General features: G+C 29.3%; 30 protein-coding genes. 19 read left to right on the top strand and 11 right to left on the bottom strand.

Features of this window, described 5'->3' with window-relative positions; all coding sequences use genetic code 11:
- Window positions 1-201 precede the first annotated feature (201 nt).
- The 3 genes from Q1A46_RS13710 (at window position 202) to Q1A46_RS13700 (ending at window position 3024) form a co-directional block, all read left to right on the top strand.
- Window positions 202-1815, top strand: a complete 1614-nt coding sequence (locus Q1A46_RS13710) for a CTP synthase (protein ID WP_299679715.1) — start codon at window positions 202-204, stop codon at window positions 1813-1815.
- 157 nt (window positions 1816-1972) lie between these two features.
- On the top strand, window positions 1973-2542 hold the full coding sequence (locus Q1A46_RS13705; protein ID WP_299679712.1) for a Crp/Fnr family transcriptional regulator: 570 nt from the start codon (window positions 1973-1975) through the stop codon (window positions 2540-2542).
- Window positions 2543-2601: 59 nt separating this feature from the next.
- A complete protein-coding gene (locus tag Q1A46_RS13700; RefSeq protein WP_299679709.1) occupies window positions 2602-3024 on the top strand; it encodes an SRPBCC domain-containing protein in 423 nt (140 codons plus the stop codon).
- 128 nt (window positions 3025-3152) lie between these two features.
- Here Q1A46_RS13700 and Q1A46_RS13695 read toward each other — a convergent pair whose 3' ends face one another.
- The 4 genes from Q1A46_RS13695 to Q1A46_RS13680 form a co-directional block, all read right to left on the bottom strand.
- On the bottom strand, window positions 3153-3374 hold the full coding sequence (locus Q1A46_RS13695; RefSeq protein WP_299679706.1) for a hypothetical protein: 222 nt from the start codon (window positions 3372-3374) through the stop codon (window positions 3153-3155).
- Between the two features lie 86 nt (window positions 3375-3460).
- Window positions 3461-4777 carry a TlpA family protein disulfide reductase gene (locus Q1A46_RS13690; protein ID WP_299679703.1) on the bottom strand — a complete coding sequence of 439 codons (1317 nt, stop codon included), beginning with the start codon at window positions 4775-4777 and terminating at the stop codon, window positions 3461-3463.
- A gap of 402 nt (window positions 4778-5179) precedes the next feature.
- Window positions 5180-5419, bottom strand: coding sequence for a hypothetical protein (locus Q1A46_RS13685; protein WP_299679700.1), 240 nt, complete (start codon window positions 5417-5419; stop codon window positions 5180-5182).
- A gap of 252 nt (window positions 5420-5671) precedes the next feature.
- A complete protein-coding gene (locus Q1A46_RS13680; RefSeq protein ID WP_299679697.1) occupies window positions 5672-6904 on the bottom strand; it encodes an FtsX-like permease family protein in 1233 nt (410 codons plus the stop codon).
- A gap of 4 nt (window positions 6905-6908) precedes the next feature.
- On the opposite strand from Q1A46_RS13680, the gene Q1A46_RS13675 reads away from it, so the two are divergent.
- On the top strand, window positions 6909-8180 hold the full coding sequence (locus Q1A46_RS13675) for a DUF1343 domain-containing protein (RefSeq protein WP_299679694.1): 1272 nt from the start codon (window positions 6909-6911) through the stop codon (window positions 8178-8180).
- Here the strand turns inward: Q1A46_RS13675 and Q1A46_RS13670 are convergent.
- Both Q1A46_RS13670 and Q1A46_RS13665 read right to left on the bottom strand, forming a co-directional pair.
- Complete coding sequence (locus tag Q1A46_RS13670; protein ID WP_299679691.1) at window positions 8158-9174, bottom strand: PLP-dependent cysteine synthase family protein; 1017 nt, start codon at window positions 9172-9174, stop codon at window positions 8158-8160. The two genes, Q1A46_RS13675 and Q1A46_RS13670, sit on opposite strands and share 23 nt — an antisense overlap.
- A 106-nt stretch (window positions 9175-9280) precedes the next feature.
- Entirely contained in the window at window positions 9281-11377 is a 2097-nt protein-coding gene (locus Q1A46_RS13665; RefSeq protein ID WP_299679688.1) for a S9 family peptidase, read from the bottom strand.
- A 132-nt stretch (window positions 11378-11509) separates the two neighbouring features.
- On the opposite strand from Q1A46_RS13665, the gene Q1A46_RS13660 reads away from it, so the two are divergent.
- From Q1A46_RS13660 to Q1A46_RS13640, 5 genes are all read left to right on the top strand, one after another.
- Window positions 11510-11833, top strand: coding sequence for a YbaB/EbfC family nucleoid-associated protein (locus tag Q1A46_RS13660; protein ID WP_299679685.1), 324 nt, complete (start codon window positions 11510-11512; stop codon window positions 11831-11833).
- An 8-nt stretch (window positions 11834-11841) separates the two neighbouring features.
- Complete coding sequence (locus Q1A46_RS13655; RefSeq protein ID WP_299679682.1) at window positions 11842-12219, top strand: VOC family protein; 378 nt, start codon at window positions 11842-11844, stop codon at window positions 12217-12219.
- Between the two features lie 2 nt (window positions 12220-12221).
- The gene (locus Q1A46_RS13650; protein WP_299679679.1) at window positions 12222-12536 is read left to right on the top strand and encodes a DUF2752 domain-containing protein; all 315 of its coding nucleotides are present in this window, start codon (window positions 12222-12224) and stop codon (window positions 12534-12536) included.
- Window positions 12537-12550: 14 nt separating this feature from the next.
- Entirely contained in the window at window positions 12551-12877 is a 327-nt protein-coding gene (locus Q1A46_RS13645; RefSeq protein WP_299679676.1) for a CCC motif membrane protein, read from the top strand.
- Between the two features lie 187 nt (window positions 12878-13064).
- Complete coding sequence (locus tag Q1A46_RS13640) at window positions 13065-16040, top strand: ATP-binding protein (protein ID WP_299679673.1); 2976 nt, start codon at window positions 13065-13067, stop codon at window positions 16038-16040.
- A gap of 99 nt (window positions 16041-16139) precedes the next feature.
- On the opposite strand, the gene Q1A46_RS13635 is transcribed toward Q1A46_RS13640, so the two are convergent.
- From Q1A46_RS13635 to Q1A46_RS13620, 5 genes are all read right to left on the bottom strand, one after another.
- On the bottom strand, window positions 16140-16397 hold the full coding sequence (locus Q1A46_RS13635) for a hypothetical protein (RefSeq protein WP_299679670.1): 258 nt from the start codon (window positions 16395-16397) through the stop codon (window positions 16140-16142).
- 34 nt (window positions 16398-16431) lie between these two features.
- Window positions 16432-17712, bottom strand: a complete 1281-nt coding sequence (gene rocD / locus Q1A46_RS13630; protein WP_299679666.1) for an ornithine--oxo-acid transaminase — start codon at window positions 17710-17712, stop codon at window positions 16432-16434.
- A gap of 141 nt (window positions 17713-17853) precedes the next feature.
- Window positions 17854-17961: a DUF6768 family protein gene (locus tag Q1A46_RS20930; RefSeq protein WP_306420524.1), complete on the bottom strand. Its 108-nt coding sequence runs from the start codon at window positions 17959-17961 to the stop codon at window positions 17854-17856.
- Window positions 17927-18238 (bottom strand): DUF6768 family protein, encoded by a 312-nt coding sequence (locus Q1A46_RS13625; protein WP_299679663.1) that lies wholly within the window; start codon window positions 18236-18238, stop codon window positions 17927-17929. The genes Q1A46_RS20930 and Q1A46_RS13625 overlap by 35 nt, the downstream gene beginning before the upstream one ends.
- Before the next feature lie 6 nt (window positions 18239-18244).
- Window positions 18245-18670 carry an RNA polymerase sigma factor gene (locus tag Q1A46_RS13620; protein WP_299679797.1) on the bottom strand — a complete coding sequence of 142 codons (426 nt, stop codon included), beginning with the start codon at window positions 18668-18670 and terminating at the stop codon, window positions 18245-18247.
- Window positions 18671-18918: 248 nt separating this feature from the next.
- On the opposite strand from Q1A46_RS13620, the gene Q1A46_RS13615 reads away from it, so the two are divergent.
- The 10 genes from Q1A46_RS13615 to Q1A46_RS13570 all read left to right on the top strand — a co-directional run bounded on the left by Q1A46_RS13615 (window position 18919) and on the right by Q1A46_RS13570 (window position 26395).
- On the top strand, window positions 18919-19272 hold the full coding sequence (locus tag Q1A46_RS13615) for a hypothetical protein (protein WP_299679660.1): 354 nt from the start codon (window positions 18919-18921) through the stop codon (window positions 19270-19272).
- A gap of 124 nt (window positions 19273-19396) precedes the next feature.
- Window positions 19397-20848, top strand: a complete 1452-nt coding sequence (rlmD, locus tag Q1A46_RS13610) for a 23S rRNA (uracil(1939)-C(5))-methyltransferase RlmD (RefSeq protein ID WP_299679657.1) — start codon at window positions 19397-19399, stop codon at window positions 20846-20848.
- A 6-nt stretch (window positions 20849-20854) separates the two neighbouring features.
- Window positions 20855-21337 carry a DUF6452 family protein gene (locus Q1A46_RS13605; RefSeq protein ID WP_299679654.1) on the top strand — a complete coding sequence of 161 codons (483 nt, stop codon included), beginning with the start codon at window positions 20855-20857 and terminating at the stop codon, window positions 21335-21337.
- A complete protein-coding gene (locus tag Q1A46_RS13600; RefSeq protein ID WP_299679651.1) occupies window positions 21312-22034 on the top strand; it encodes a DUF6048 family protein in 723 nt (240 codons plus the stop codon). The genes Q1A46_RS13605 and Q1A46_RS13600 overlap by 26 nt, the downstream gene beginning before the upstream one ends.
- Before the next feature lie 61 nt (window positions 22035-22095).
- Entirely contained in the window at window positions 22096-23043 is a 948-nt protein-coding gene (locus Q1A46_RS13595; protein ID WP_299679648.1) for an isopenicillin N synthase family oxygenase, read from the top strand.
- A 6-nt stretch (window positions 23044-23049) separates the two neighbouring features.
- A complete protein-coding gene (locus tag Q1A46_RS13590; protein WP_299679646.1) occupies window positions 23050-23373 on the top strand; it encodes a translation initiation factor in 324 nt (107 codons plus the stop codon).
- 174 nt (window positions 23374-23547) lie between these two features.
- A complete protein-coding gene (locus Q1A46_RS13585) occupies window positions 23548-24480 on the top strand; it encodes a DUF1835 domain-containing protein (RefSeq protein WP_299679643.1) in 933 nt (310 codons plus the stop codon).
- Window positions 24481-24487: 7 nt separating this feature from the next.
- Window positions 24488-25357: a nucleoside phosphorylase gene (locus Q1A46_RS13580; RefSeq protein WP_299679640.1), complete on the top strand. Its 870-nt coding sequence runs from the start codon at window positions 24488-24490 to the stop codon at window positions 25355-25357.
- On the top strand, window positions 25358-26212 hold the full coding sequence (locus tag Q1A46_RS13575) for a substrate-binding domain-containing protein (RefSeq protein ID WP_299679637.1): 855 nt from the start codon (window positions 25358-25360) through the stop codon (window positions 26210-26212).
- Between the two features lie 24 nt (window positions 26213-26236).
- Entirely contained in the window at window positions 26237-26395 is a 159-nt protein-coding gene (locus tag Q1A46_RS13570) for a hypothetical protein (RefSeq protein WP_157730221.1), read from the top strand.
- Window positions 26396-26536: the final 141 nt, after the last annotated feature.

Genomic DNA, 26536 nt, shown 5'->3' with positions numbered 1-26536 from the left:
ATTTTTCTAAACTTATCTTTTGCTAATAGTGAAATTCGACTGCTAAAAGCGTGGGCAAATATACAACAGTTTTTCGTTCTGACAAATCTTAAAAAGTTTTTTTTTAGAATATTTTTTTTAGATTGATTTTCACACATTTTTTTACACTTTTTCGTTGCAAAATCTATCATTGTTATTACTTTTGCGCAAACCTAATACTACATGAACAACACTAAATATGTATTCGTAACAGGTGGTGTAACTTCGTCACTTGGTAAAGGAATTATTGCAGCTTCTTTAGCTAAGTTACTTCAAGAACGTGGATACTCTGTTACAATTCAAAAACTAGATCCTTATATTAATATAGATCCAGGTACTTTGAACCCATATGAACATGGGGAATGCTATGTTACAGATGACGGTGCAGAAACGGACTTAGATTTAGGTCACTACGAGCGCTTTTTAAACATTCCTACTTCACAAGCTAATAATGTTACAACTGGTAGAATATATCAGTCTGTAATAAATAAAGAAAGAAGAGGAGATTTCTTAGGAAAAACAGTTCAAGTTATTCCTCATATTACTGATGAAATTAAACACCGTATTAAGATTTTAGGAAATACTGGTGATTATGATATCGTAATTACCGAAATTGGTGGAACTGTTGGTGATATTGAATCATTACCTTACATAGAAGCTGTTCGTCAATTACAGTGGGAACTTGGTGAAGACAATGCCATTGTTATTCACTTAACTTTAGTTCCTTATTTAGCTGCAGCAGGTGAATTAAAGACTAAGCCAACACAACACTCTGTAAAAATGTTGATGCAAAGTGGTATCGGTCCGAATATCTTAGTATGTAGATCTGAACATGAAATTTCTGAAGACATAAAGAGAAAACTTGCTTTGTTTTGTAATGTAAAGAAAGAAGATGTGATTCAATCTTTAGATGCTGAAACAATATATGATGTTCCTAATTTAATGTTTGAAGAAGGTTTAGATCGTGTAGTGTTAAATAAATTAAATCTTTCTACAGAAAAACAACCAGAACTTGTTGATTGGAATTGCTTCGTTAAAAAGTATAAAAATCCAAAGCGCACTTTAGAAATTGGACTGATTGGAAAATATGTTGAGTTACACGATTCTTATAAATCGATTACAGAAGCATTTATTCATGCTGGCTCTACTCATGAAGCTAAAGTAAATGTTCGTTGGATTCATTCTGAAGAATTATCAGTAGATAATATTAAAGAACATTTAGAAGGTTTAAATGGTATGTTAGTTGCTCCTGGTTTTGGTGAACGTGGAATTGAAGGTAAAATTGAAGCTGTTAAATATGCTAGAGAAAATAACATTCCTTTCTTAGGAATTTGTTTAGGAATGCAAATGGCAGTTATTGAATTCGCTAGAAACGTATTAAATTTATCTGATGCAAATTCAACTGAAATGAATGAAGAAACTTCTGCTCCTGTGATTAATTTAATGGAAGAGCAGAAAGATATTACCAACATGGGAGGTACGATGCGTTTAGGAGCATGGGATTGTGAATTGATTAAAAATTCTAAAGCTTTTGAAGCTTATAATTCTCTTGCAATAAGTGAAAGACATCGCCATAGGTATGAATTTAATAGTGACTACAAAGAGCAAATTGAAGCTGCAGGTATGAAGGCAACTGGTATAAATCCTAAAACAGGATTGGTAGAAGTTGTTGAAATCCCAAATCATCCTTGGTTTGTTGGAGTACAATACCATCCAGAATATAAGAGCACAGTTTTAAATCCGCATCCTTTATTCTTAAGCTTTATTAAAGCAGCGATTACATATTCTGAAAATTAATTTTTCTAAATTAAATAGATTAACAAGGCTATCTGAAAGATAATTTTTCATCAATTTATTCTTATTTCAAATTGATAATATTGAAACTTTTTAGATAGCTTTTTTATGTGTGAAAAAATATTTTTAGCTTTAACTATCGATTAACCTAATTTCGTATATGCTTTCTTTACAACAACAGCTTCGATCTTATTTTGGAATTACTTCTGATGAATTTAAAGCTATTGAACATTTATTTTTAAGACATCAATTAAATAAGGACAGTTATTTTGTTAAAAAAAAGCAATATTGTAAAAAATTAAGCTTTGTTGAACATGGATATATTCGTGTTTTTGCAAATGTAAAAGACAAAGAAGTTACACAATGGATTACTACTAGTAGTTATTTTATTACAGACTTACATAGTTTCTTTTTTGATCAAAGATCACGCTGGAATATGCAAGCTTTAACAGATTGTACTTTATATACCATTTCTAAAGAAGATTATAAGCAACTGAGCAACAAAATACCGAACTGGTATAACGTAGAGAAAAATTTTATTTCTTCTTGTTTTTCAACATTAGAAGATCGTGTTTTTGATCATTTATCTTTAAATACAGAAGAACGCTACCTTAAATTCTTCAATCAAAATAAAATATTATTTAACGAAGTACCTTTACAATACTTAGCTTCAATGCTAGGTATGACACCTGAAACTTTAAGTAGAATTCGTAAAAAAATTAATTCTTGATTTATATCAAGTAGAACAATTGTATTCTTCTTGAAATTTGTATTCATAAAACTATTTTTATGCATACAGAAATCACAACTTCTATCCATATCAAAGCAACTCCTGAAAAAATTTGGAAAGTACTTTTAGATTCTGAAACCTACCCTAGTTGGAATCCTTTTATTTCTTCAATAGTTGGTGTCCCTCAAACTGGAAATACTATCGAAGTTAATATTGGAACTATGACATTTAAACCTATAATTCTCGAATCCAATCCCAATATCGAATTAAAATGGAAAGGTAAATTACTTTTTAAAGGGTTATTCGATGGTGAGCATCGATTCTACCTTCAAGATAATAACAACGGTACCACTACTTTTATCCAAAGCGAAAAGTTTAATGGGATTTTGATTCTTTTATTTAAGAAAAAGATACATACCGACGTGAAAAATGGTTTTAATAGTATGAACAACGCTTTAAAAAGTATGGTTGAAGAGCGTTAAGTTTATTCGCTACTCAAACTTAATTGCTTTAGATGGCTACTACTATATATTCTGAAAATTAATAAAAGAGGATTGAAAACTAATTTTCAATCCTCTTTATTTTCTACAAGAAAATATGCTTTGTTATTCTAACATTTTAACTCTTTCTTTTTTCCTCCACTAACTGTAAAACAACCAACTCCATCGACTGCTACACACCCAGCACCAGTACACTTTACAGTAACTCCTCCTGCGCATTTTGCTTCACATGTTGCGAATTCTCCTTGAGAAAAAGACGGAGCTAATCCTCCTAAAATATTCTTTAATTCATTCTTTTTTAAAACTCTTTTAATTTCAAAATTTAATTTCATTTTCAATATTATTTAAGTAAAACTTATTGTTTTTTATAGACATAATAAGATCTAATGTCTTCCTTTTATATATTTTGATTTTTTTATTATTTTTCTAAATAATTGTTTACAAATTGAACTAAACTATCAAACGATTCATCATTACCATACGACTTATATAAAATATTCAATTCTTTATCTACTAAAATAAAAGTAGGATAACCAATAATCCTTAACTCTCTAATTAAAGGAGATTTAGAAATATTATTAGTTTTTGGCTTCTCTTTGACAATACCATTAAACCATTTAATATCATTATCTAAATTATACTTTTTTACAGGTTCAATATCCTCTTGATAAGCTACACTAACTAAACCCAAATTGTCGTTGAGTGATTTATTTAATTGAATAAGTCTAGGTGTAAGCTCTTTACAAGGTTCACACCAAGTTCCCCAGAAATCAAGTAATAAAAGTTTTTGATTTCCAATAAATAAACTAGAAACCTTATTTTTATCTCCTTCTAAATTTTCTATTCCATAATCTTTCATTTTAAACCCTGGTCTAAAACCAAACTGTTTGATTTTATTGTTCTTTTTGAGCTTCAACTGAAATTTAGGGTCTAATATTAAAGTGTCAATTACATAGAACTCTTTTCCAATTTTTACATCATCCTTTAACAAATAAGAATCATAAAAAGCATTCGAGAACTTTTGGTTCTGATTTGAGAATTTAAATTCATCTCCGAAAAAACCGTCTTTATTTACTCTTACTTTAAATTGTTCTTTTGGACTTGCTGAAAACTCTCCATAAAAATAAGATGATTCTTCCGTAATTAATTGTAATCTATTTTTCAATTCAACATTTTTATTTGACTCAGGATAGTCAAAATAATTAGCATCTGGATAAAATCTTAAAGACACTGTATCTTTATATATAAAATCCTTAGTAACTTTTGAAACTGGAATTAAATAATTTCTGAATAAACTATCTATTAACTTATTGTTATTTGCAGTAAGATTTGTTATTTGTTTATCAAAAAAAACTACTTCATCATCTTTAAAAGAAAAGTTCATATTCTCATCAACTATGAAAAATTGTTTGTCTTCTGATAAGCCTGAAATCAAATAAATTCTAGACTTAAAATCTTGATATTCTTCCTCTGATATTTTCTTCTCTTTAAATAGTTTTTTTATTTTTTCATTTGGTGTAATCTCAAAATATCCTACTCTCGATAAGCTATCTGATGTATATACATCTTTCAGTTTCTCGGGTATTGAATTCAAAAAAGAGACTGGTGTTAATATTGTTGATGATGGGTCACCATGTCTTTTATATAAATCTATTATTAAATCATTCTTATTTTTACATGATATCATAAAAAATATAATGTATAACAAATAAAATCTTTTTCTAATTTTATTCATGTTTGATCTATTTTATTAATACAATGGATAGTAAAAGTTCTCCATTTTTATTTTAATATTTAATTACAAAATTTTTTAGTATTAATCCGTTAGAACATGCCTCACAAAAGTCTTTCAAGCACCTCTCAATCTAGAGTAAATACATTTATTATCTTAAGTATATTTCGCCCATCTCTACATTTAACAGGATAATTTTCCATATTCAAACTGTTTAGAAATTAATCCTTTCAAAATATTTTTAAGTTCACTCTTTTCCCTTACTTTTTTTAATTCAAAATTTAGTTTTTTCATTGTTTGTAATTTTAATAGTAGAATTAAGAAATCTATATATAACTGTTATATTTATAGTATATATTAAATGCTAGAAAGGAGAGTGAAAAAACCTCCTTTCTAGCAAATCCTTTAAGATTTACAGGTTTTTTTAACTTTTTTACCATTAGAACTTGCTTCACAAAATCCTTTAGCTGACCCTATTGTATCTACGGCAGAACATCCACCTCCACTACAAGATACTTTGGTACCATCTCCACATATAGCTGAACAATTACCTCTGGCAAAGAACTGAGGTACTAAACCTCCAGTAATAGATTTTAACTCATCTTTTTTAAGCACTCTTTTTACTTCAAAATTTACTTTTTTCATTATTTAATTTTAATAGTTAGACTTAGAAATTTATAGACACCTAAGATTTTTGTCTTTTACAAAATATATAAAAGATTTTAACATCCGTTAAAACGAATTAACTTAACAACTAATAATAAAGACTATAGCTAGATTTAAGGTCGACTTAACCTAAATTTTATCTTTCTTCTCATCAATTTAAAATATAAAATAAGTAATTATCATGCAAAATCCAAAATATATTGTAATAATTAAAATTAAGAATTAAAATATTTAATCAAATTTAATTGCTTTTGAAGGTTGTATTTTAGAAATTATCATTGAAGGTACCAATAACATTAATAAACACAAAAACAAAGTACCTATATTCAATAAAAAGAGATAGAAAAAGTTAAATTCTACAGGAACTGTAGACACATTATAAGTTTGTGGATTTAAACTTATTATTCTAAAATATTTTTGAATAAACAATAGAACAAAAGAAATTAAATTACCCCAAAGCAATCCTTTTAAAATTAAATAAGAGGCATTGTATAAAAAAATCTTCCTTATTTCTGTGTTTTTACTACCAAGCGACTTTAATATTCCAATCATTTGAACACGCTCAAGGATTAGAACTAATAAAGCAGTTATCATATTAATTCCAGCAACTAAAATCATAATTCCAAGAATAAACCACACATTATTATCGAACAACTTCAACCAATCAAAAAGTTGCCAAAATGTTTGCAACAAGGTATTTGCCTGTAAAGTTGGACTAATATTCATGTTTATCTCCTCTCCTTTTTCTTTCAAATCATCAAAATCATCGATTAACACTTCAAAACCTCCAACTTCATCATCTTCCCATTTATTTATTCGTTGAACTTCTTTTAAATCTCCTACTATTATAGAGTTATCAAATTCAGCAAAACCAGTTTTATAAATCCCAACAATTATTGGTTTTCTTGATTTAAAACCTGTAGAAGACTCTACTTGAAATCCAATATTTATAGTATCATTTAATTTCAGTTCTAACTGATCTACGACGGATTTTGATATTAATATTTCTCGATTACGTGGTTGATCATAATTTGGTAATCGCCCATTAACTAAAAACTCTTCGAAAAAAGAAAAATCATAATTTTTATTTACTCCTTTAAATACAATTCCTTGAAAGTTATTCTTTGTTCTAATTAAACCTGCTTTATTAATGTAAGGTTGAACTTTTTTTATTCCAGAAACAGAAGTAAAATTTGGGTAAAAATCTTGGTTTAAACTTAAAGGTACCGTAGAAACATCAGAATAATTATTGTCATAATTTGTAATCTGAACATGGCCTTTAAATCCAGCTATTTTCTCACGAATTTTATTTTTAAAACCTAAACTTACAGATACTGAAATAGACATAATCGCAATTCCTAAACTAATAGCAACAATTGCTATTTTTATTATTGGAGATGATACACTATTTTTATGCTCTTTACCAGCAATTATTCGTTTTGCAATAAATAATTCGTAATTCAAAGAAATGTTTTTTAATACAATCAAAAGTACATATTTATTCTTGTTTTTAACTACGATTTTTTCTCTTAGTTCTTGTAAACAAACTTCTCACATATCTGTTCAAGAAAAAAAGGAAAAAGAAATTGTTATTGAGAAAAAAGACACGCTAATTCTTACAGCAGCAGATCAGACTGGAATTTACATTCCTAAAATTTTAAATAAAAATATTGGAATTGTAGCTAATCAAACTTCGATAATCAATAAAGTTTCAAAATTTAATCCAGATATCACTCAAATTCACTTGGTTGATTACTTACATAATTCAACAAAAATTAATGTAACAAAAGTATTTGCACCTGAACACGGATTCAGAGGAAAAGCAGATGCAGGAGAAAAAGTAAAAGATGGAATTGATACTAAAACAGGATTACCAATTATTTCCTTATATGGAAAAAACAAAAAGCCTTCTAAAAAACAATTAGAAGACATCGATCTTATGATTTTTGATATTCAAGACGTAGGAGCACGTTTCTACACTTATATTTCTACCTTACATTATGTCATGGAAGCTTGTGCAGAGAATAATATTCCTTTACTAGTTTTAGATCGACCTAATCCGAATGCTCATTATGTAGATGGTCCTATTTTAGAACCTGAATATACTAGTTTTATTGGCTTACATAAAGTTCCTGTAGTATATGGAATGACAATTGGTGAATACGGTAAAATGATTAACGGAGAAAAATGGTTGAAAAATGGAATTCAATGTGATTTAACAGTAATACCTAATAAAAACTACACTCATCAATCTAGTTATAGTTTACCTGTAAAACCTTCTCCTAATTTACCAAACGACACTTCTATTAATTTATACCCTAGTTTGTGTTTTTTTGAAGGAACAAATGTTTCTGTAGGTAGAGGAACTTCAAAGCAATTCCAAGTTGTAGGTAGTCCATTTCACCATTTAGAAAACCATAAATATAGTTTTATTCCTAAACCAAATGAAGGTGCGAAATATCCGAAACACGAAAACAAAGAATGTTTTGGTTACGATTTATCTTCAGAAAAAAAATTAGATCAACTGAGTTTAAAATGGTTAATTGAGTTTTACAATGCTCATAAAGAACATTCAAAAGAAAAAGCATTTTTTACTTCTTTCTTCACAAAATTAGCCGGAACTAAACTATTACAAAAACAAATAGAAAATGGTTTATCTGAAGAAGAAATCAGAAAAACTTGGCAAAAAGATTTAGATGAATTTAAAAAAATAAGAGCTAAATATTTACTTTACGAGTAATAGAAAAACCTTGAGCTTTCATCCATTCATCTGAATAAATTTTATCCATATAACGAATTCCGTGATCTGGAAGAATAACAACTACAAAACTATCCGATTTAAACATTCCTTTTTCGGCATATTGTTGTGTTGCTTGAATTACTGCTCCTGAAGTATAACCACACAATAAACCTTCTGAACGAACTAATTCTCTTGCAGCTAAAGCGGCATCTTCATCTGTTACTTTTTCGTAAATATCAATAATATCAAAATCTGTTGAAGTAGGAATTAAATTCTTACCTAAGCCTTCTATTTTGTATGGTGAAATTTCGTTTGGATCAAACTCTTTTGTTTCGTGAAATTTTTTAATTGCAGAACCAACAGCATCTACTCCTAAAATTTTTATGTCAGGATTTTGTTCCTTCAAAAACCTTCCTGTTCCAGAAATAGTTCCTCCAGTTCCACTAGCAGCAACCAAATGAGTAATTTTTCCTTCTGTTTGTTTCCAAATTTCTGGTCCAGTTGTCGCATAATGAGCTTCTATATTTAACTCATTAAAATATTGATTGATGTAAATTGAATTAGGAGTTTCTTTATGAATTCGTTTTGCTGTTTCATAATAAGATCTTGGATCATCTGCTGCCACATTAGCCGGACAAACATGAACCTCTGCTCCCATTGTTTTTAAAACATCAATCTTATTTTTTGAAGATTTATCGCTTACAGCCAAAATACAACGATAGCCTTTTACTAAACTAATCATAGCTAAGCTAAATCCTGTATTTCCTGAAGTAGTTTCTACAATAGTATCGCCAGGAGTTAAAATACCTTTCTTTTCAGCATTTTCGATAATATGAAGTGCAATTCTATCTTTTGCTGACTGTCCCGGGTTAAAAGATTCTAGCTTTGCGAAATATTCCCCTGGTAACTCTTTAGTTATGTTATGTAATCTAACAATTGGGGTCTCTCCTACTAAATCTAAAATCGAATCTACTATTGCTTTGTTCCTATCCATTCTATATATAAAGAAACGTTATTGCAAAATTTATCATCTAATTGTAATTGAGATGTTTGTTTTTACAATAACGCTTACACTTACTCAATCGAGGGCAAAAATATAATTATTTTTCTAACTTATCTTCTAATACTAACAAGAAAGTATATTCTCTAGCTGTTTCTTTTAAAGAATCGAACCTACCAGATGCTCCTCCATGACCTGCTTCCATGTTTGTATGTAAAAACAGTAAATTATGATCTGTTTTTACTTCTCTTAGTTTAGCAATCCATTTCGCTGGTTCCCAATATTGTACCTGACTATCGTGTAATCCTGTAGTCACTAACATATTTGGGTATGATTTCGATTCTACTTGATCGTAAGGTGAATATGATTTAATGTAATCATAATATTGCTTGTCATTTGGATTTCCCCATTCGTCATATTCTCCTGTCGTTAATGGAATACTATCATCTAACATTGTAGAAATTACATCAACAAAAGGTACAGCAGCTATAATTCCATTATATAATTCAGGATTTGTATTCACTACAGCTCCCATTAATAAACCTCCTGCAGAACCTCCCATAGCATACAAATGCTTTGAAGAAGTATAACCGTTATCAATTAAATATTTAGAACAATCGACAAAATCGTTAAATGTATTTTTCTTATTCAACATTTTTCCATCTTCATACCATTCTCTTCCTAAATATTGACTTCCTCTAATATGTGCTAAAGCGAAAATAAAACCACGATCTAACAGACTTAAACGTGTCGTTGAAAATCCATCAGAAACCGTATATCCATAAGAACCATATGCATATTGTAAAACTGGAGTATTCTCGTCTATTTTAGTATCTTTTCTGTAAACAATAGAAAGTGCAACTTTTTTACCATCTCGGGCTGTCACCCATAAACGCTTACTTGTATAATTATTCTTATCGAACTTTCCACCTAAAACTTCTTGTTCTTTTTTGATTTCTTTAGATTGATCTTTCATATTGAAATCAATTACAGAACTTGGAGTGGTCATTGAGTTATACGAATAACGAATTACATTTGTATCAAATTCAGGATTTGAATATACACCTGCTGAATACGTTTCTTCATCAAAAGGCAAATAGTAATCCTCTGTTCCATCCCAACGTTTTATTCTAATTTTAAATAATCCGTTATTTCTTTCTTCAAGAACTAAATAATCTTTAAAAATTGAAAAATCTTCTAAAAACGTATCTTCTCTATGCGGAATAACATCTACCCAATTTTCTTTAGCTGTATTATTTTCTGGAGTTTTCATAACTTTAAAGTTAGTTGCTCCATCAATATTTGTCTTGATATAAAAATGATCTTCATAATGAGCAATATCATATTCTAAATCACGCTCACGTGGTTGAATTAAACGAAACTCACCATTTGGATTATCAGCTTCTAAAACTTGGTATTCACTAGAAACTGTACTGTAAGAACCTATAACTAAATATTTTCTCGACTTTGTTTTAGTTACAAAAGTTCCGAACGTTTCATCTTTTTCTTCAAAAACCAAAACATCTTCAGAAGTATCCGTTCCTAAAACATGTTTGTAAATTTTAGAACTTCGTAATGTTACAGGATCTTTCTTTGTGTAGAATAATGTTTTATTATCATTAGCCCAAACACTTCCTCCTGTTGTATTTTCTATTTTATCACTATAAACTTCACCTGTTTCAAGGTTCTTAATTTTGATAAAATACTGTCGTCTACTAACCGTATCCGTTGCATAAGCAACTAAAGTATTATTTGGTGACACATTTAATCCGCCTAGTTGAATATAATCATGTCCTTCTGCCTCTTTATTAACATCGAACATTATCTCTTCTTCAGCTTCTAAATCACCTTTCTTTCGAGAGTAAATAGGATATTGTTGTCCTTTTTCATACCTAGTAATGTAGAAATAGCCATTCTTTTTATAAGGAACAGACTCATCGTCTTCCTTAATTCTTCCTTTCATCTCTTCAAATAAAGATTCCTGAAAGTTATTCGTATGCCCCATTACCTTATCGAAATAGGTATTTTCAGCTTCTAAATAATCGTAAACTTTTTGAGTTTGTTCGTCTTTTTTTTCTGCGTTCTTCTGTTCATCTGTTAAACGCATCCAGAAATAGTTATCTATTCTTACATCACCATGTTTCTCTAACTTTTCTGGATTTTTATCAGCTACAGGTGGTTTTATATTATTCTCCATCTTTTCTTTTTTGCAGAACGCAAAAATAACACTTATAGCAATACTTAATACAAGATTTTTTTGGTTTGATTAATTTTTGGTAGTGTAAAGTAGTAATTTTGCAACTAAACATTATTTAAAATCATATAACTTATGTTCGGAGATTTATCTGGAATGATGGATAAGCTTAAACAAGCACAACAAAAAGTTGAAGAAACAAAACAACGTTTAAACACTGTATTAATTGATGAAAACGGTGCTGACGGGAAAATTAAAGTTACTGTTACTGCTAACAGAGAAATTAGAGCAATTAGTGTTGATGATACTTTATTACAAGATGCTGAAGAATTAGAAGATTACTTAGTATTAACTTTAAATAAAGCACTAAAAAGAGCAGGAGAAATAAATGAACAAGAAATGGCTATAGCTGCTAAAAGCGGAATGCCAAATATTCCAGGTATGGATATGTTCAAATAACTATAAAAATGAATTTAAATCAAATTACTGTTCCTTCTTTAGATTTAACAAAATCAATCCCTTTTTACGAGCAATTAGGTTTAAAGCTAATTGTTAAAGCACTTCCACATTATGCTAGATTTGAATGCCCAGATGGAAATGCTACTTTTTCAATTCATTTAGTTGAAGAATTACCTGTTGGAGATGGAATTTATGTCTATTTTGAATGTGAGGATTTAGATACTCAAGTTAAAAACCTTAAAGAAAAAGGAATCGTTTTTGATCAAGACCCTGTGGATCAAACTTGGCTTTGGCGCGAAGCTAGGTTAAGAGATTTAGACGGGAATAAAATCATTTTATTTTACGGTGGAGACAATAGATTAAATCCGCCATGGAGAATTAAATAAAAATGCAAGAAGCAAAAGAAAATAAAAAAGCGGAAGATTACATGTTACCTTGTTTTAACAAGAAAATGTTTGGAATTGATTGCCCAGGTTGTGGTTTTCAAAGATCGGCTGTTTTAGTTGCTAAAGGTGAGTTTAAACAAGCCTTTAATTTATTTCCAGCAATTTACACTTCTATTTTTTTTATTTTAGCCATCGGTTTTCATTTTTTCAGTAAGAAGAAAATCTCAGCAAAAATATTGCTTATTGTAGCTATCATTAATGTTTTAACTTTAATCGTAGCGTATCTAATAAAAATGAATAAACTATTTTTCAATTAAATAAACTTTAAAATATGTTCGAATTTGAAGAAAGAAAACTACCTAATGCTACAGCTGTATTAGTTCTTGGTATATTTTCTATACTAACTTGTTGTTGCTATGGGGTTCCTGGAATATTACTAGGAATTGTGGCCTTAATTTTACATAAAAAAGATAAAGATTTGTATTTATCGAACCCTAGTGTTTATACAAATTACTCTAACTTAAACACAGGTTTTATTTTATCTATTATAGGTATTGTTTTAAGTTTCATTTTTATCTTAATGATTGTTTGGGCAATTTCTACAATAGGTTTAGAAACATTACAAGATCCTGAATTAATGAGAGAGCTAATGGAATAATTAAAGTGAATAAAACTAACTCATAATAAAACTTAAAAGTGATTATTCCATCACTTTTAACAATACGAAAAGCAGACCTTTATAAAAAGTCTGCTTTTCGTTAATAAAAAACTTTCAAAAAGCAACTTCTTATTTTATTATTATCCTATTTTCGCCTGCTTTAGTTTAAGATTACGGGGATTATATAATGAACGAAAAAAACTGGTTACACTATTACAAAAACAGCCTAACTGATAGTGAAAATTTAGCAGTTGATATTGCTAAAATTAAAAATTTGTATCATCAAAACAATTCAGATTTAAGTAATGCTTTTATAAACAACAAGCAAGCTACTGAATTGATAGATGCAGAGGAAAGAAGGATAAATAGATTACGCGGTATTTTAAAAAAAGACAGTAGTAATTGGCATGAAATTGATCAAACAAAAATTTTAATAGCTCCTTTCCATTTAGAATATCAAACTGATAATCCTAAATTCAAACAAAAATTAATTCATCCTTTTTGGATTTATGCTACAGTAAATAGATTAGGACAATTATCTGCTCCTAAAGATATTTTCCCTCTAATTGTTCGTAATTACATGACGCCAATGGCAGATGTAAAAAACGATTTCATTTTCACTTCTATCGACACAGTTTTAGATGCTAAAGAAATTGAACCTCCAATGCCAGAATATGAAGACGAAGTGGTTCCTTGGAATGAATACTGGGATTATATTAATGAGGTTTTTAATGCTATTACTTACAAAAACTTATACCAATATAGAGCTGAAAAATATACTACACAGTTTAAGTTAACTTACTTTTCTGTAAGTTCTAAAATATCTACAGCAAAAAGTATATTATTTTTATACGAGAACTTATTAAATTATGATGAAGAGTTACCATTACTCTCTAAAATAATTACTCCTGAACAAGTTGTAAAAAGAGATGCCATTACAGATCATGATTTTTTAAACTTCAATCATCTACATTTAGGTCAAATGTCAGATAGTTTCCCTTTATCTGTAAGTCAACGTAAAACTTTATTATCCTATTTATCTGCTGAAGAAAGTTCTGTTACCGCAGTTAATGGACCTCCAGGAACTGGAAAAACAACTTTATTACAAAGTTTGGTAGCTACAGAAGTAGTTAGAAGTGCTATTATTGGCGAAGAACCTCCAATTGTTTTAGCGTGTTCAAACAACAATCAAGCTGTAACAAATATTATAGATAGTTTTATTAACTCTGAAAGTAGCTTAACAGAATTATCAAAAAGATGGATTCCAAACTTTAAAGGTTATGCCACTTATTTACCTTCAAATGGAAAGAATGAAAAGTATTTAGGTGATATTAATTTCTTAAAAGGTAATTTATTCGGACATGAAGGAACATTATGTAATCTTGAAAATGAAGAATATTTAGAAGACGCAGAATATAATTTCTTAACTGAATATTGTAATTATTTTAATGTACAGAGCAATTCTATAGAAGATGCCATTGATCATATTCAAGATGAAATTTTTATTATTGAAGAACAATTGATTGAAAGCGTTGATTTTCCTAGAAATCATATAAAGTCAATTAATTTCATTAATAAAGCACTACTAAACGAAGAAGATCATGTTACTCGAGAAAACTTCAATATTGGTAAACTTACTGCTTGGAGAACTACTTTAAGTTCTTTAAAAGCTAGTTACAAAAAAGCTGATTTTCTTTCTTTAGTAAAAGAACACTTTAAAGTTAATAATGAAGAACCTACAGAACATAAAGAATGGATTTTTAAAATAGGTGAAATCACAATTAACGATAAAGAAAAAACAAATACATATCTAAAAGAGCTTATTAATCATTTGAATATCGCGCTTCAAACCAATTTAAAATTGAAAAGTTGGAGAAAGCAAATGAATATTGAAAGCTTCCCTATTTTGAAGGAAGAAGAATTATGGGCTTCTGAATTTGAAAAATTAAATTCGAAAAACACTACTCCTCGTTTTTATTATGATGAACTAGATGTTTCTTTACGCCACAAAGCTTTTTTATTAGCAACACATTACTGGGAAGGCAGGTGGTTATTAGCCACAAGAGAAGCTTTAGAAGAAGATACTGAAAGAGGAACAGGAGAACAAGCCATTATGTTAAAATGGAAACGTAGAGCCATGTTAACACCTTGTTTTGTGGCAACGTTTTACATGGCACCAAGTCACTTTTTATACAGCCAATATCAAGGAGAAAATGAAAATGGAAAACCTATTTTTGAATATTTCCCTCTATATAATTTTATCGATTTATTAATTATTGATGAGGCCGGACAAGTTACTCCTGAAGTAAGTATTCCTGTTTTTGCGATAGCTAAAAAAGCTTTTGTTGTTGGTGATTTAAAACAAATTGAACCTATTTGGTCTATTCCTTCTAGAATTGATAAAGGAAATTTATCAAGCTTAAATATCATTCAGCAAGAACAAGACATGTATTCTTTAGAAAATTCAGGTTTTTTAGCTTCCAATGGATGTATTATGAAAATGGCTCAAAACTCTTGTGAGTATGAAACACCAATTAACAACACCAAAGAACAAGGTTTAATTCTTTTAGAACACAGAAGGTGTAATGATGAAATTATTGATTTCTGTAATGAATTGGCTTATGGTGGTATTTTAAAACCAATGAAAGGTAAAGCTAGAGAAGGACAAGCTTTTCCTTCGATGATGGCTTATCACATTAACGGCGTAAGCGAACGTAAATATAATAGCCGACAAAACATACAGGAAGTAAAAGCTATTATTACTTGGTTACAACAAAATAAAGAAAAAATACAAGATGCTTACAATGTAGATCATATTGAAGAAGTTTTAGGAATTATCACTCCATTTGCAAGTCAAAAAGGAGAATTATCTAAAGCTTTAATTGAAGCTGGTTTTAAAGTTAGTAATATTAAACTAGGAACAGTGCACGCATTACAAGGTGCAGAAAGAAGTATTATTTTATTTAGTTCTGTATACACTAATGAAGATGAAGGTACTATGTTCTTTGAAAAAGATAATAAGCCGAATATGCTAAATGTTTCTGTTTCTAGAGCAAAAGATAGTTTTATTTTATTTGGAGATACTAGAATTTTTGACGAAACAAAAAACACTCCTTCAGGAGTTTTGAAGAAACATTTGAATATTTATGAAATGGCAACTTAATTGAATTTTAAATTAAGTGTTATCAACCAATAAGTTTAGGTAAAAAAAAGATCTGGAAAATATTTTCCAGATCTTTTTTTTATATTGATATTATCCTCTTTATTTATTACAAAAAATACTACTATCCTTTTTTGAAAAGCTTTTTAAAATTAAATAATAACTTCCGTCTAATTTTAACTTTAAATAATAAGTAGCATAAGGTTTCTTTTTAAAGAAAATTGTATCATTATTATAAGTCCAACCATATCTTTTTTCAAAAGTAATTACATCTTTTAAATGCATACCTCCACAATACTTCCAATTTTTTTCATCTTCTATTATTTGTTTATTATTCTTACAATTAAGAATTAAAAACAACAGGAATATAAAAGTTATAGACTTATAGATTAACTTATTTATCAAACTCTAAAATTGTTTTCTTAATAATAGAAATACAATCTCTAAGCTCTTCTTCATTCATTACTAATGGTGGTGCAAAACGAATAATATTTCCGTGAGTTGGCTTTGCTAACAATCCGTTATCTCGTAATCTCATACAGATATTCCAAGCAGTTTCACTCTCTTCAGAATCGTTAATTACAATCGCATTTAACAATCCTTTTCCTCTTACTAAAGTAACTAATTCAGTCTCTTCAACTAATTTACCTATCTCTTCTCTAAAGATTTTCCCTAATCGATCTGCATTTTCAGCTAGTTTCTCTTCTTTAACTACATCTAAAGCTGCAATAGCAACTGCTGCTGCGATAGGATTTCCTCCAAAAGTAGAACCGTGGTTTCCAGGACGAATTACATTCATAATTTCGTCATTTGCTAATACTGCTGATACTGGATAAGCTCCTCCACTTAACGCTTTTCCTAAGATTAAAATATCTGGTTTTACATCTGGAGTTCCAGAACAGTTTTTATCTTCACAAGAACAGTTTCCACAAGTAGCTAATAAACGTCCAGTTCTAGCAATTCCTGTTTGTACTTCATCTGCAATAAATAACACATTATACTTTTCACATAATGCTTTCGCTGCTGCTAAATATCCTTCAGAAGGAACATAAACTCCAGCTTCACCTTGAATTGGTTCAGCCATAAACCCAGCTACATTCTTATTATTCTCTAAAGCCTCTTCTAAAGCTTGTAAATTATCGTATTCAATTTTAATGAAACCATTTGTAAATGGACCAAAGTTTTTACGAGCAACAGGATCGTTTGAAAATGAAATAATTGTTGTAGTTCTACCGTGGAAATTATTCTTACATACTATAATTTCGGCTTCATTTTCATCAATTCCTTTAACTTCGTAAGCCCATTTTCTACAGATTTTTAATGCAGTTTCAACAGCTTCTGCTCCAGTATTCATTGGTAACAACTTGTCAAAACCAAAATACTCTGTAGCATATTTCTCATACTGTCCTAACATATCGTTGTAAAAAGCTCTAGACGTTAATGTTAACGTTTTAGCTTGTTCAACCATTGCATTTACGATTTTCGGATGACAATGTCCTTGATTTACGGCAGAATAAGCAGATAAGAAATCATAATATTTTTTTCCTTCTACATCCCAAACATACACTCCTTCACCTTTACTTAAAACTACTGGTAACGGATGGTAATTATGAGCTCCATACTTGTTTTCTAAATCGATTGCTTGCTGTGACGTTAATTTTTCTAAAACAGCCATTTCTTTAATTTTTAAAAATTTATAAAATAACCATTCCTACTGTACCTTTATTCTTTCGAAGAAGTTCGAAAAAGCAGCGTGGGAGAGAAATCATCCCTAAGAGGTACGCAAATTAATAAATATTCATCGGCTGATAAAATCTTACTTCAAGCTTTTTGATGCTAATGATAAGATTTGTACTTCTAATCTTTTTATTTCTCTTAATAAGGCATTTTTAGCCATTTGCATCCAAGCGAATATTTTCAACATACTTACACCGAGTAAAAATATTACTGCTCCCGAAGCCCACTTTTATTAATTCTTTAATTTCTGATGCTTCAAAAAATTGAACAAGGCAGAATATAAAAAATCCGAAAAAGATTAATGTAACCATATTCATGGCAACTAAAATCCATTTATTCTTCCCTTTGAATAAACCAAATACCATCTGCCAAATGGTTTGCTCTTCTAACTCTTGATAAAAAACAGCTTCTTCTTCTGTTAATGTTTTTTTTATCAATTTATCAATGTCTTCTGTAAATTTCATAATGTATTATTTTATTGTATTCTTTAATTTTTCTCTTGCATGAAATAATCTAGATTTCACAGTACTTACTGAAACTTTTAATAATTCACTTATTTCAGTTAATGATCTTTCTTCAACGTAAAAAAGACGTATCACTTGCTGATGTGCTATCTTTAATTCTTTTATTGCTTTACTTAATTTATCTTTCTTTTCATTTACTGATCCTTGGAATTCTTCTTCAATTTCAACATCTTCTTTATAAAATGTGATATGTTTCGTTTGTCTTTGTTTTTTCCTTAAATAATCTAAAGCTTTCCTTTTTACGATTTGTATTGCCCAACTCTTAAACTTGTTTGCATCCTCTAAAGTGTTCAACTTATTTATTATAACTCCCCAACTTTCTTGAGCTATATCTTTGGCCACAACCGAACTATTCACATACGAAAAAGCTATTTTACAAAAAGGTTGATGCCTTTTTTCACCAAAATTACAAGTGCTTTTTTCTCTCCATTTAAATACGTTTTAACAAGCTCTTTATCTGTATGTAGAATTTTATTTTTCATAAATTGTATTCACTTACATGACGTGTAATTTTACAAAAGGTTCATTTTTTTTTTATATATATTGTAGATAACATAGTGACTTTATTGAGTGTAAAGTGTCAAAAAAAATAATTATTAATAATTTAAAATATATTAACCATGAATTTATTCAAAAAAATCGCCTCAATATTTTTTATATCATTAATGTTAATTATGCAAAGTTGTTCTAGCTGCGATAACGAAAATCCTACAGCAAGAGTTACTAACCAAGGAACAGATGACGTAAGTGTTCAAGTAAAAACATCAGGAGGAAATACCGAAAACATAAATAATATTGCTTCTGGCCAATCTTCAGTAACTACAAGTTACGCTCCTGGAGAAATTACTTATACAGTAGTTTTAAAAAACGGAACTGAATTAGTAAAAAAAATAGATGTAAATTTTTGTGAAGATTATGTAGTAATAGTGAAAAGCGATAACACAATTGATATTACTTCTACTCCACGAGATTAGAAAAACAATATAAAAAAACAATGAAGACCTTTTAAAATTACTTTTAAGAGGTCTTTTTATATTAAATTCGATAATAAACCCGTAAGTATTTTCTAATTTTGCAATCTTTAAAATCAATATAAAGATGCCAAGAAGAGAACGTAACAAGTTTGTTAAAAGAGGAGAGATTATTGAAATTCTTATTGAAGACTATGCCTTTGGTGGAAAAGGTATAGGACGTATCCGTAACGAACACGGAGAATTTGTGGTATTTGTTCCGAATACTTTACCTGGACAAACAGTAAAAGCTAGAGTTACGAAATCTCAAAAGAAATATGCTGAATGTAAATTAATTGATGTTCTGAAAACTTCTGAAGATGAAATTTCTTCAAACTATCAAGAAGTTCCTGGTGCACCTTATATTCAACTTCCTATAGAAAAACAACACGAGTACAAATACACAAGTACCATGTCGTTATTCAAAAAAATAGGGAAAATTGAAAATATCGAAGATTACTTTGATGAATTTGTGAGTTCTCCAAACGTATTTCATTATAGAAATAAAATGGAATATAGTTTTTCTGCCATTGGTTACGATCGTGAACAAAAAACAGATGTAGATGAATTTACATTAGGTTTTAAAAGACGTGGTGTTTGGTGGATGGGTGAAAACTTAGATAAAGATAGCGGACTTTTTGATGCTGACTTTGAAAATAGTTTAAAAACAATACGAACTTTCTGTGAAGAAACAGGTTTAGCGCCTTGGCATGGACCAAAAAAAGAAGGTTTTTTCAGATATTTTGTAGTACGAAAATCTTACAAGACAAACGAGTTGTTATGCAATCTTGTTACAACTTCTAAAGATTTAGATAAATTTAGTTTCCCAAAATTTATAGCGCTTTTACAAGAATTATTTGGTGAGCGTTTAGCTGGTTTATTACATACTATAAATGATGAAACTGGAGATAGAACCATTGCTACTTCTGGAAGTATTGATTTGGTATATGGTAAAGATAAAATTGTTGAGGAATTACTTGGATTAAACTTTGAAATAAGCATGAAAAGTTTTTTTCAAACAAATCCAAAGTCTGCTGAGAAGTTATATAACAAGGTAGTAGATTATGCCTTAGAGAATAAAGAAGCTGTTGACAATACAATTGTTATGGATTTATTCTGTGGAACAGGAACTATCGGACAAATTTTAGCTTCTCGTAGTGAAAATGCAAAAATTGTTGGTGTTGATATTGTAGCTTCTGCCATTGAAGATGCTAGAGAAAATGCCAAACGAAATCATATTGAAGGGGTTGAATTCTATGCTGCCGATGTAGGAAAATTCTTATTAGAACAACCTCAATTCAAAAATAAAATAAAAACAATTATTCTAGATCCTGCACGTGCTGGTATAGCTCCTAAAACACTTAAAAAAATCATAAATCTAAACGCAGATAGAATGGTTTATGTATCTTGTAACCCAGCTACTCAAGCAAGAGATACAGAGCAATTACAGGAAGCAGGTTATACTATTAAGAAAATAAGTTTAGTAGATCAATTTCCACATACAGCTCATATCGAAACTGTAGTTTTATTTGAAAAATAATAGTTTATGAGATTTTTAAAATATGCTATCATTTTATTTGTAGCAGCAATTTGTTTTTTATCGTGTGAGAAAGATGATTTTTGCACGCAAAACCCTGTAACCCCTAATCTTGTTTTACGTTTTTACGATAACACTACTTTAACGGAATTTAAAGAAGTAAAACGTTTTACTATATCTACCGGAGGAATTACTTTATTTTCAGATATAGCAACAGATTCTATAGCTATACCTTTAAATACAATTGCGGAAGAAACTATTTTTACTTTAACAAGAAATGAGACTGATAGTGAAGATAATACTGGAGATGAAACAGCAACTTTAACCGTAAAATATACTCCTGAAAACGAATATGTATCTAGATCTTGTGGTTTTAGAGTAATTTTTAATAATGTTACTTTCGAAGCAACTGGCTGGATAGATCGTTTATCTGTAACTGAAGTAGAATCAATAAAAAATCAAGCGAATGCGCACGTTAACATTTTCCATTAAGGTATTCATCTTCTTATTTGCAGTTAACTTGCAAGCTCAAAAAACTTCTAAAAAAGAAACTCCAAAAGATAGTGTAGTTTATAAAACGGGATACGGTTTACGTTTAGGAATAGATTTAAGTAAACCTGGATTAAGTTTTATTGATAAAAGTTATACTGGTTTTGAAATTGTTGGTGATTATAGAGTTTCTAAAAATTGGTATATTGCAGCTGAAATTGGTCATGAAGAAGAAATTACATTTGAAGATTTTACTACATCTACTTCAAAAGGAAATTACATTCGTTTAGGAGCTAACTTAAACACCTATAATAATTGGTTAGACATGAATAATGAAGTTTATATAGGTGGGCGATATGGTTTTGCTATTTTTGAACATACATTAAATGAATTTACGCCAAATATATCTACTGGAAGTACAGATACGCCAATAATATTTCCAAATCAAACTATTACTACACCTGTTAGTGAATCTGGATTAACTGCACATTGGTTTGAATTTCAAATTGGTATTAAAGTTGAAACTTTTAAAAATTTATTCATTGGGTTTCATGGCGCATACAAAATTGGTTTAAGCATAGACGATCAAGAAAATTTCAAAACTTTATATGCTCCTGGATTTAATCGTGTATTTGAAAGTAATACTGGTTTTGGTTTTAACTACACTATTTCTTACTTAATTCCTTTTGTTAATAAATAATTTTAGAGCTTTCCCTCTATTTTACTAATTTTACATTAAGTAATAAACAAACTTATTAACAATGGACAGAATACCTAGCGTTGATCTAAGAGATTTCTTATCTGAAGATGAAAGTAGAAAGCAAAAATTTATAAAAGAAATTGGAAATGCATACGAAACTATAGGTTTTGTCGCATTAAAAGGTCATTTTTTAGATGATGCTTTAGTTGACAACTTATATGCACAAATCAAAAAGTTTTTTGATTTGCCTGTCGACACAAAGCAGAAATATGAAATACCTGGTATTGGAGGACAACGTGGTTACGTTTCTTTTGGTAAAGAAAGCGCTAAAGGTAAAAAAGAAGGTGACTTAAAAGAGTTTTGGCATTTTGGACAATATGTAGAAAATAACCCTGCACTAGAAGAAGAATATCCTAATAACGTAAATGTTGAGGAATTACCAGAGTTTAATGAAGTGGGGAAACAAACCTATAAAATGTTAGAAAAAACAGCTAAATATGTTTTACGTTCTTTAGCTTTATTTTTAAATTTAGATGAAGAATACTTCGATAATCACATTTTAAATGGTAATAGTATTTTAAGACCTATTCACTACCCTCCTATTCACGAAGAACCAAAAGGAGCAGTTAGAGCTGCTGCACATGGTGATATTAACTTAATTACACTTTTAATGGGAGCTCATGGTAAAGGATTACAAGTTCAAAACCATGACGGAGAATGGATTGATGCTATAGCTCAACCAGATGAATTAATGATAAATGTTGGAGACATGTTATCTAGACATAGTAACAACAAATTAAAATCTACAATTCATAGAGTAGTTAATCCTCCTAAAGAACTTTGGGGAACATCAAGATATTCTATTCCGTTTTTTATGCATCCTGTTTCTGAAATGAAATTAGATGTTTTAGAAAACTGTATCGATGAAAACAATCCTAAACAATTTGAAGATATTACTGCTGGAGAATTCTTAAATGAGCGTTTACGCGAATTAGGATTAATAAAATAAAAAGTAATGGACTTACAAGATCAATTAAAAAACCTTTTTCCAGATCATCAATTTGAAGAGCCAAAACAGGAAGAAAAACCAGATGTTTGGTTACAAGATGAACCTTTACTTTGCAAATATGAAAAACGTAAAGGTAAGCCTATTACAATTATAGATGGTTACAATGGAACTACTGAAGACTTTAAAAAGTTAGCTAAGGAAATTAAAACTAAATTTTCTGTTGGTGGTAGTTTTAAAGATGATAAAATTATAATTCAGGGTGATTATCGTGATAAAATCATGGAACTGTTAAAAGAAAAAGGCTTTAATGTTAAGAGAGTTGGTGGTTAATACTTTTAAAAGTATTAACCATTTTTGTTAAAACGCTTTTAGCAAATTCAATAAAAACTACTTTTTTAACAAAAAAAACAATAAATACCTAAAAATTAAACCAAAACAAAATAATATTCTCAGAATATAATTTTTTTTATTAATATTGGAGTGCATTTTTTTAAGTCCCTATTAATGAGCACTTATTTACATATAACTAACGGTGATGTTACTACTCAAATTTTAAAAGATTTAAAAATAGAGGGTGAAATTATTACTTGGAGAGAGATGCTGTGTGAAGGAAAAACAACTACAGATGTTGGTAGTGAAGATTTTTGGAAAGTTCGTTTCGATTTTTTGAATTCTGCCTATAAAGTAACCAAAAAAACTTTTATCGACTTTACTCTAAAAGAATACAGAAACCTTTGTAAACAAAATCAAGATGAAATTGTATTATGGTTCGATCATGATCTATTTTGTCAAGTTAATTTAGTTGCAGTAGTTAGTTGGCTTAAGAAATATAGAAAAGGCAGAAAAATTACTTTAGTTCAAACCGATATTAGCGATCAATCTCAAAGTAGATATGGTTTTTCTGGAGTTTCAAAAGATGAATTAACAGTACTATATAACAATAGAGTAACATTATCACAAGACGATATTGAATATGCCGACTACATTTGGCAATTGTATTGTTCCGATAGTCCTTTACGATTAGAAACAGTTCATAAATTCAATCCTTCTTCTCCATTTATCTACTTAACAGATGCTATAAATGCTCATCTAAGACGTTTTCCTTCTTTAGAAAACGGACTAAATAAAATAGAGAATACAATTTTACACACTGTTAATACTTCAAACTTAAAGAACGAGAATGATTTAATACGCTCTTTATTAACGAATCAAAAAGTTTATGGCTTTGGAGATGTTCAATATTCTAACAAAATAAAAGAATTAAAAACGCTTTTTTCTTCACTAAATCCTGTAAAGCTTAGTGAGTCTGGAATTAAAGTGCTTCATAATCAATTAAATTACTATAGAGAATTACGTTCTGATTTTTCGTATCTTGGCGGGGCTAAAAAATACAGTTATTTGTATGTAAACGCTACAGACAAGTTACTGAAATTATAACATCTTAATGAAGATTAAAAATTCTGAACTTATCCTAAATAGTGATGGTAGTATTTACCATTTAAACTTAAGACCTGAACATATTTCAACAGATATTATATTTGTTGGAGATCAATATAGAGTAGAAAAAGTGACAAAACACTTCGATTCAATCGAATTTTCTACCCAAAAAAGAGAATTTAAAACAACAACTGGAATTTATAAAGGAAAACGAATTTCAGTCGTTTCAACAGGTATTGGCCCAGATAACATTGATATTGTTTTAAACGAACTAGATGCCTTAGTTAATATTGATTTTGAAACTCGAGAAATCAAAAAAAATCACACTCAATTAAATATTACTCGTATTGGAACTTCTGGTTCTTTACAAGACGATATTCCTGTAGATAGCTTTTTACTAAGTAGTCATGCTATAGATTTAAACGGTATGTTACAAGCTTATGATTTAAAAGATATCGCACATCCAGATATTGAAGAAGCATTTGTAAAACAAACCGATTGGTCGGAAAGAAAAGCTTATCCAGTTGTAATTGCTAATTCTGAAGAGCTAGCTAATAAATTAAGTTCTGAAAAAACTCATCAAGGAATTACAGCTACTGCTGGTGGTTTTTACGGACCTCAAGGAAGAGTTTTACGATTACAACTTCAAGATCCTGAACAAAATTCTAAAATTGATAATTTTTCATATCAAAGTCATAGAATTACAAACTTAGAAATGGAAACTTCAGCTATTTATGGACTTTCAAAATTATTAGGTCATAATGCATGTTCTATGAATGCAATCTTAGCAAATAGAGCAAATGGAACTTTTAGTGAAAACCCAAGTGTAGTTGTAGAAAAATTAATTTTATATACCCTAGATAAATTAGTTGAATAAATGTTGAATTTAAAAGTTGGTGGTGTTCCAGAACACTTTAATTACCCATGGTACATCACTCTAAAAAATAAAGAATACACTAAGCAAAACATCAATTTACGTTGGCAAGATTTCCCAGGTGGAACTGGAGCAATGTGTAAAGCTTTACGTGAAAAAGAAATTGATATTGCAATTGTTTTAACTGAAGGAATTATTAAAGATATTATCAATGGTAATCCTTCTAAAATTATTCAAACCTTTGTAAAAAGTCCTTTAATCTGGGGAATTCACGTAGGAACTAAATCTAAATTTCAATCTATTGATGACTTAGAAAACGCAACTGTAGCTATTAGTAGATATGGTTCTGGCTCTCACCTAATGGCTATTGTAAACGCTTATAACAATAGATGGGATATTGATAAACTAAAGTTTAAAGTTGTTAAAAATCTACAAGGAGGAATTGATGCTTTAACCAATGGAGAAGCTGATTATTTTATGTGGGAACATTTTACAACAAAACCTTTAGTAGATAATGGTACTTTCAGAAGAGTTGGTGACTGCCCTACTCCTTGGCCTTGCTTTGTTGTTGCGATTCGAGAAGAAATATTAGAAAATCATCCTGAAGAAGTAAAAACAGTATTAGATATTATTAATAATTGTACTTCGGATTTTAAATCTATTGAAAACATAGATGAAACACTTTCTATACGATATGAACAACAATTAGAAGACATCCAAAAATGGTTATCTATTACCGAATGGAATGATGGAAAAACGATGTCTGAAAATTTATTAACCAGTATTCAAAATAAAATGGTAACATTTAACGTTATTGAAGAGAAAATTGATTCTGGTAAATTGATTAAAATTTTATAAATTAGCATTTCTAAAAGTAAAAAAATGAAAAGAGTAGTATTTATTGCAATTTGTGTAGTTGGTTTATTAGGATTAACATCTTGTGGAAGCACAGCTCCTTGTGGCTTATCACAAACAAAAACTAAGCAAACTCAACAAAACTATCAACAAGAGGTTGTTGTTGCGGATGCAACAGCAGAATAAGTTGATTGTTCTTTTTTCAAATTCAATAAATCCGCTTTCTTTAGCGGATTTTTTTGTTATAATATATTTTCATTTCTCTCGTTTACTCCCAAAAAGCTTTCTTTCATTACCATCTATACCTGTTTTATACCAATTCATAAT

Origin of the sequence: uncultured Tenacibaculum sp. (assembly GCF_947502995.1) — a bacterium.
GTDB lineage: Bacteria > Bacteroidota > Bacteroidia > Flavobacteriales > Flavobacteriaceae > Polaribacter.
The sequence above is the reverse complement of the archived record's forward strand: the minus strand, read 5'-3'. Positions and strand labels throughout refer to the sequence as shown.

Excerpts from the sequence above, each read along its gene's own strand:
- Q1A46_RS13695 (WP_299679706.1), bottom strand. The coding sequence starts at position 3,374 with ATGAAATTAAATTTTGAAATTAAAAGAGTTTTAAAAAAGAATGAATTA.
- Q1A46_RS13710 (WP_299679715.1), top strand. The coding sequence starts at position 202 with ATGAACAACACTAAATATGTATTCGTAACAGGTGGTGTAACTTCGTCA.
- Q1A46_RS13585 (WP_299679643.1), top strand. The coding sequence starts at position 23,548 with ATGAGCACTTATTTACATATAACTAACGGTGATGTTACTACTCAAATT.
- Q1A46_RS13685 (WP_299679700.1), bottom strand. The coding sequence starts at position 5,419 with ATGAAAAAAGTAAATTTTGAAGTAAAAAGAGTGCTTAAAAAAGATGAG.
- Q1A46_RS13605 (WP_299679654.1), top strand. The coding sequence starts at position 20,855 with ATGAGATTTTTAAAATATGCTATCATTTTATTTGTAGCAGCAATTTGT.
- Q1A46_RS13650 (WP_299679679.1), top strand. The coding sequence starts at position 12,222 with ATGCAAGAAGCAAAAGAAAATAAAAAAGCGGAAGATTACATGTTACCT.
- Q1A46_RS13590 (WP_299679646.1), top strand. The coding sequence starts at position 23,050 with ATGGACTTACAAGATCAATTAAAAAACCTTTTTCCAGATCATCAATTT.
- Q1A46_RS13640 (WP_299679673.1), top strand. The coding sequence starts at position 13,065 with ATGAACGAAAAAAACTGGTTACACTATTACAAAAACAGCCTAACTGAT.
- Q1A46_RS13575 (WP_299679637.1), top strand. The coding sequence starts at position 25,358 with ATGTTGAATTTAAAAGTTGGTGGTGTTCCAGAACACTTTAATTACCCA.
- Q1A46_RS13700 (WP_299679709.1), top strand. The coding sequence starts at position 2,602 with ATGCATACAGAAATCACAACTTCTATCCATATCAAAGCAACTCCTGAA.
- Q1A46_RS13655 (WP_299679682.1), top strand. The coding sequence starts at position 11,842 with ATGAATTTAAATCAAATTACTGTTCCTTCTTTAGATTTAACAAAATCA.
- rocD (WP_299679666.1), bottom strand. The coding sequence starts at position 17,712 with ATGGCTGTTTTAGAAAAATTAACGTCACAGCAAGCAATCGATTTAGAA.
- Q1A46_RS13615 (WP_299679660.1), top strand. The coding sequence starts at position 18,919 with ATGAATTTATTCAAAAAAATCGCCTCAATATTTTTTATATCATTAATG.
- Q1A46_RS13570 (WP_157730221.1), top strand. The coding sequence starts at position 26,237 with ATGAAAAGAGTAGTATTTATTGCAATTTGTGTAGTTGGTTTATTAGGA.
- Q1A46_RS13675 (WP_299679694.1), top strand. The coding sequence starts at position 6,909 with ATGTTTTTTAATACAATCAAAAGTACATATTTATTCTTGTTTTTAACT.
- Q1A46_RS13665 (WP_299679688.1), bottom strand. The coding sequence starts at position 11,377 with ATGGAGAATAATATAAAACCACCTGTAGCTGATAAAAATCCAGAAAAG.
- Q1A46_RS13645 (WP_299679676.1), top strand. The coding sequence starts at position 12,551 with ATGTTCGAATTTGAAGAAAGAAAACTACCTAATGCTACAGCTGTATTA.
- Q1A46_RS13595 (WP_299679648.1), top strand. The coding sequence starts at position 22,096 with ATGGACAGAATACCTAGCGTTGATCTAAGAGATTTCTTATCTGAAGAT.
- Q1A46_RS13660 (WP_299679685.1), top strand. The coding sequence starts at position 11,510 with ATGTTCGGAGATTTATCTGGAATGATGGATAAGCTTAAACAAGCACAA.
- Q1A46_RS13625 (WP_299679663.1), bottom strand. The coding sequence starts at position 18,238 with ATGAAATTTACAGAAGACATTGATAAATTGATAAAAAAAACATTAACA.
- Q1A46_RS20930 (WP_306420524.1), bottom strand. The coding sequence starts at position 17,961 with ATGTTGAAAATATTCGCTTGGATGCAAATGGCTAAAAATGCCTTATTA.
- Q1A46_RS13690 (WP_299679703.1), bottom strand. The coding sequence starts at position 4,777 with ATGAATAAAATTAGAAAAAGATTTTATTTGTTATACATTATATTTTTT.
- Q1A46_RS13670 (WP_299679691.1), bottom strand. The coding sequence starts at position 9,174 with ATGGATAGGAACAAAGCAATAGTAGATTCGATTTTAGATTTAGTAGGA.
- Q1A46_RS13705 (WP_299679712.1), top strand. The coding sequence starts at position 1,973 with ATGCTTTCTTTACAACAACAGCTTCGATCTTATTTTGGAATTACTTCT.
- Q1A46_RS13580 (WP_299679640.1), top strand. The coding sequence starts at position 24,488 with ATGAAGATTAAAAATTCTGAACTTATCCTAAATAGTGATGGTAGTATT.
- rlmD (WP_299679657.1), top strand. The coding sequence starts at position 19,397 with ATGCCAAGAAGAGAACGTAACAAGTTTGTTAAAAGAGGAGAGATTATT.
- Q1A46_RS13600 (WP_299679651.1), top strand. The coding sequence starts at position 21,312 with ATGCGCACGTTAACATTTTCCATTAAGGTATTCATCTTCTTATTTGCA.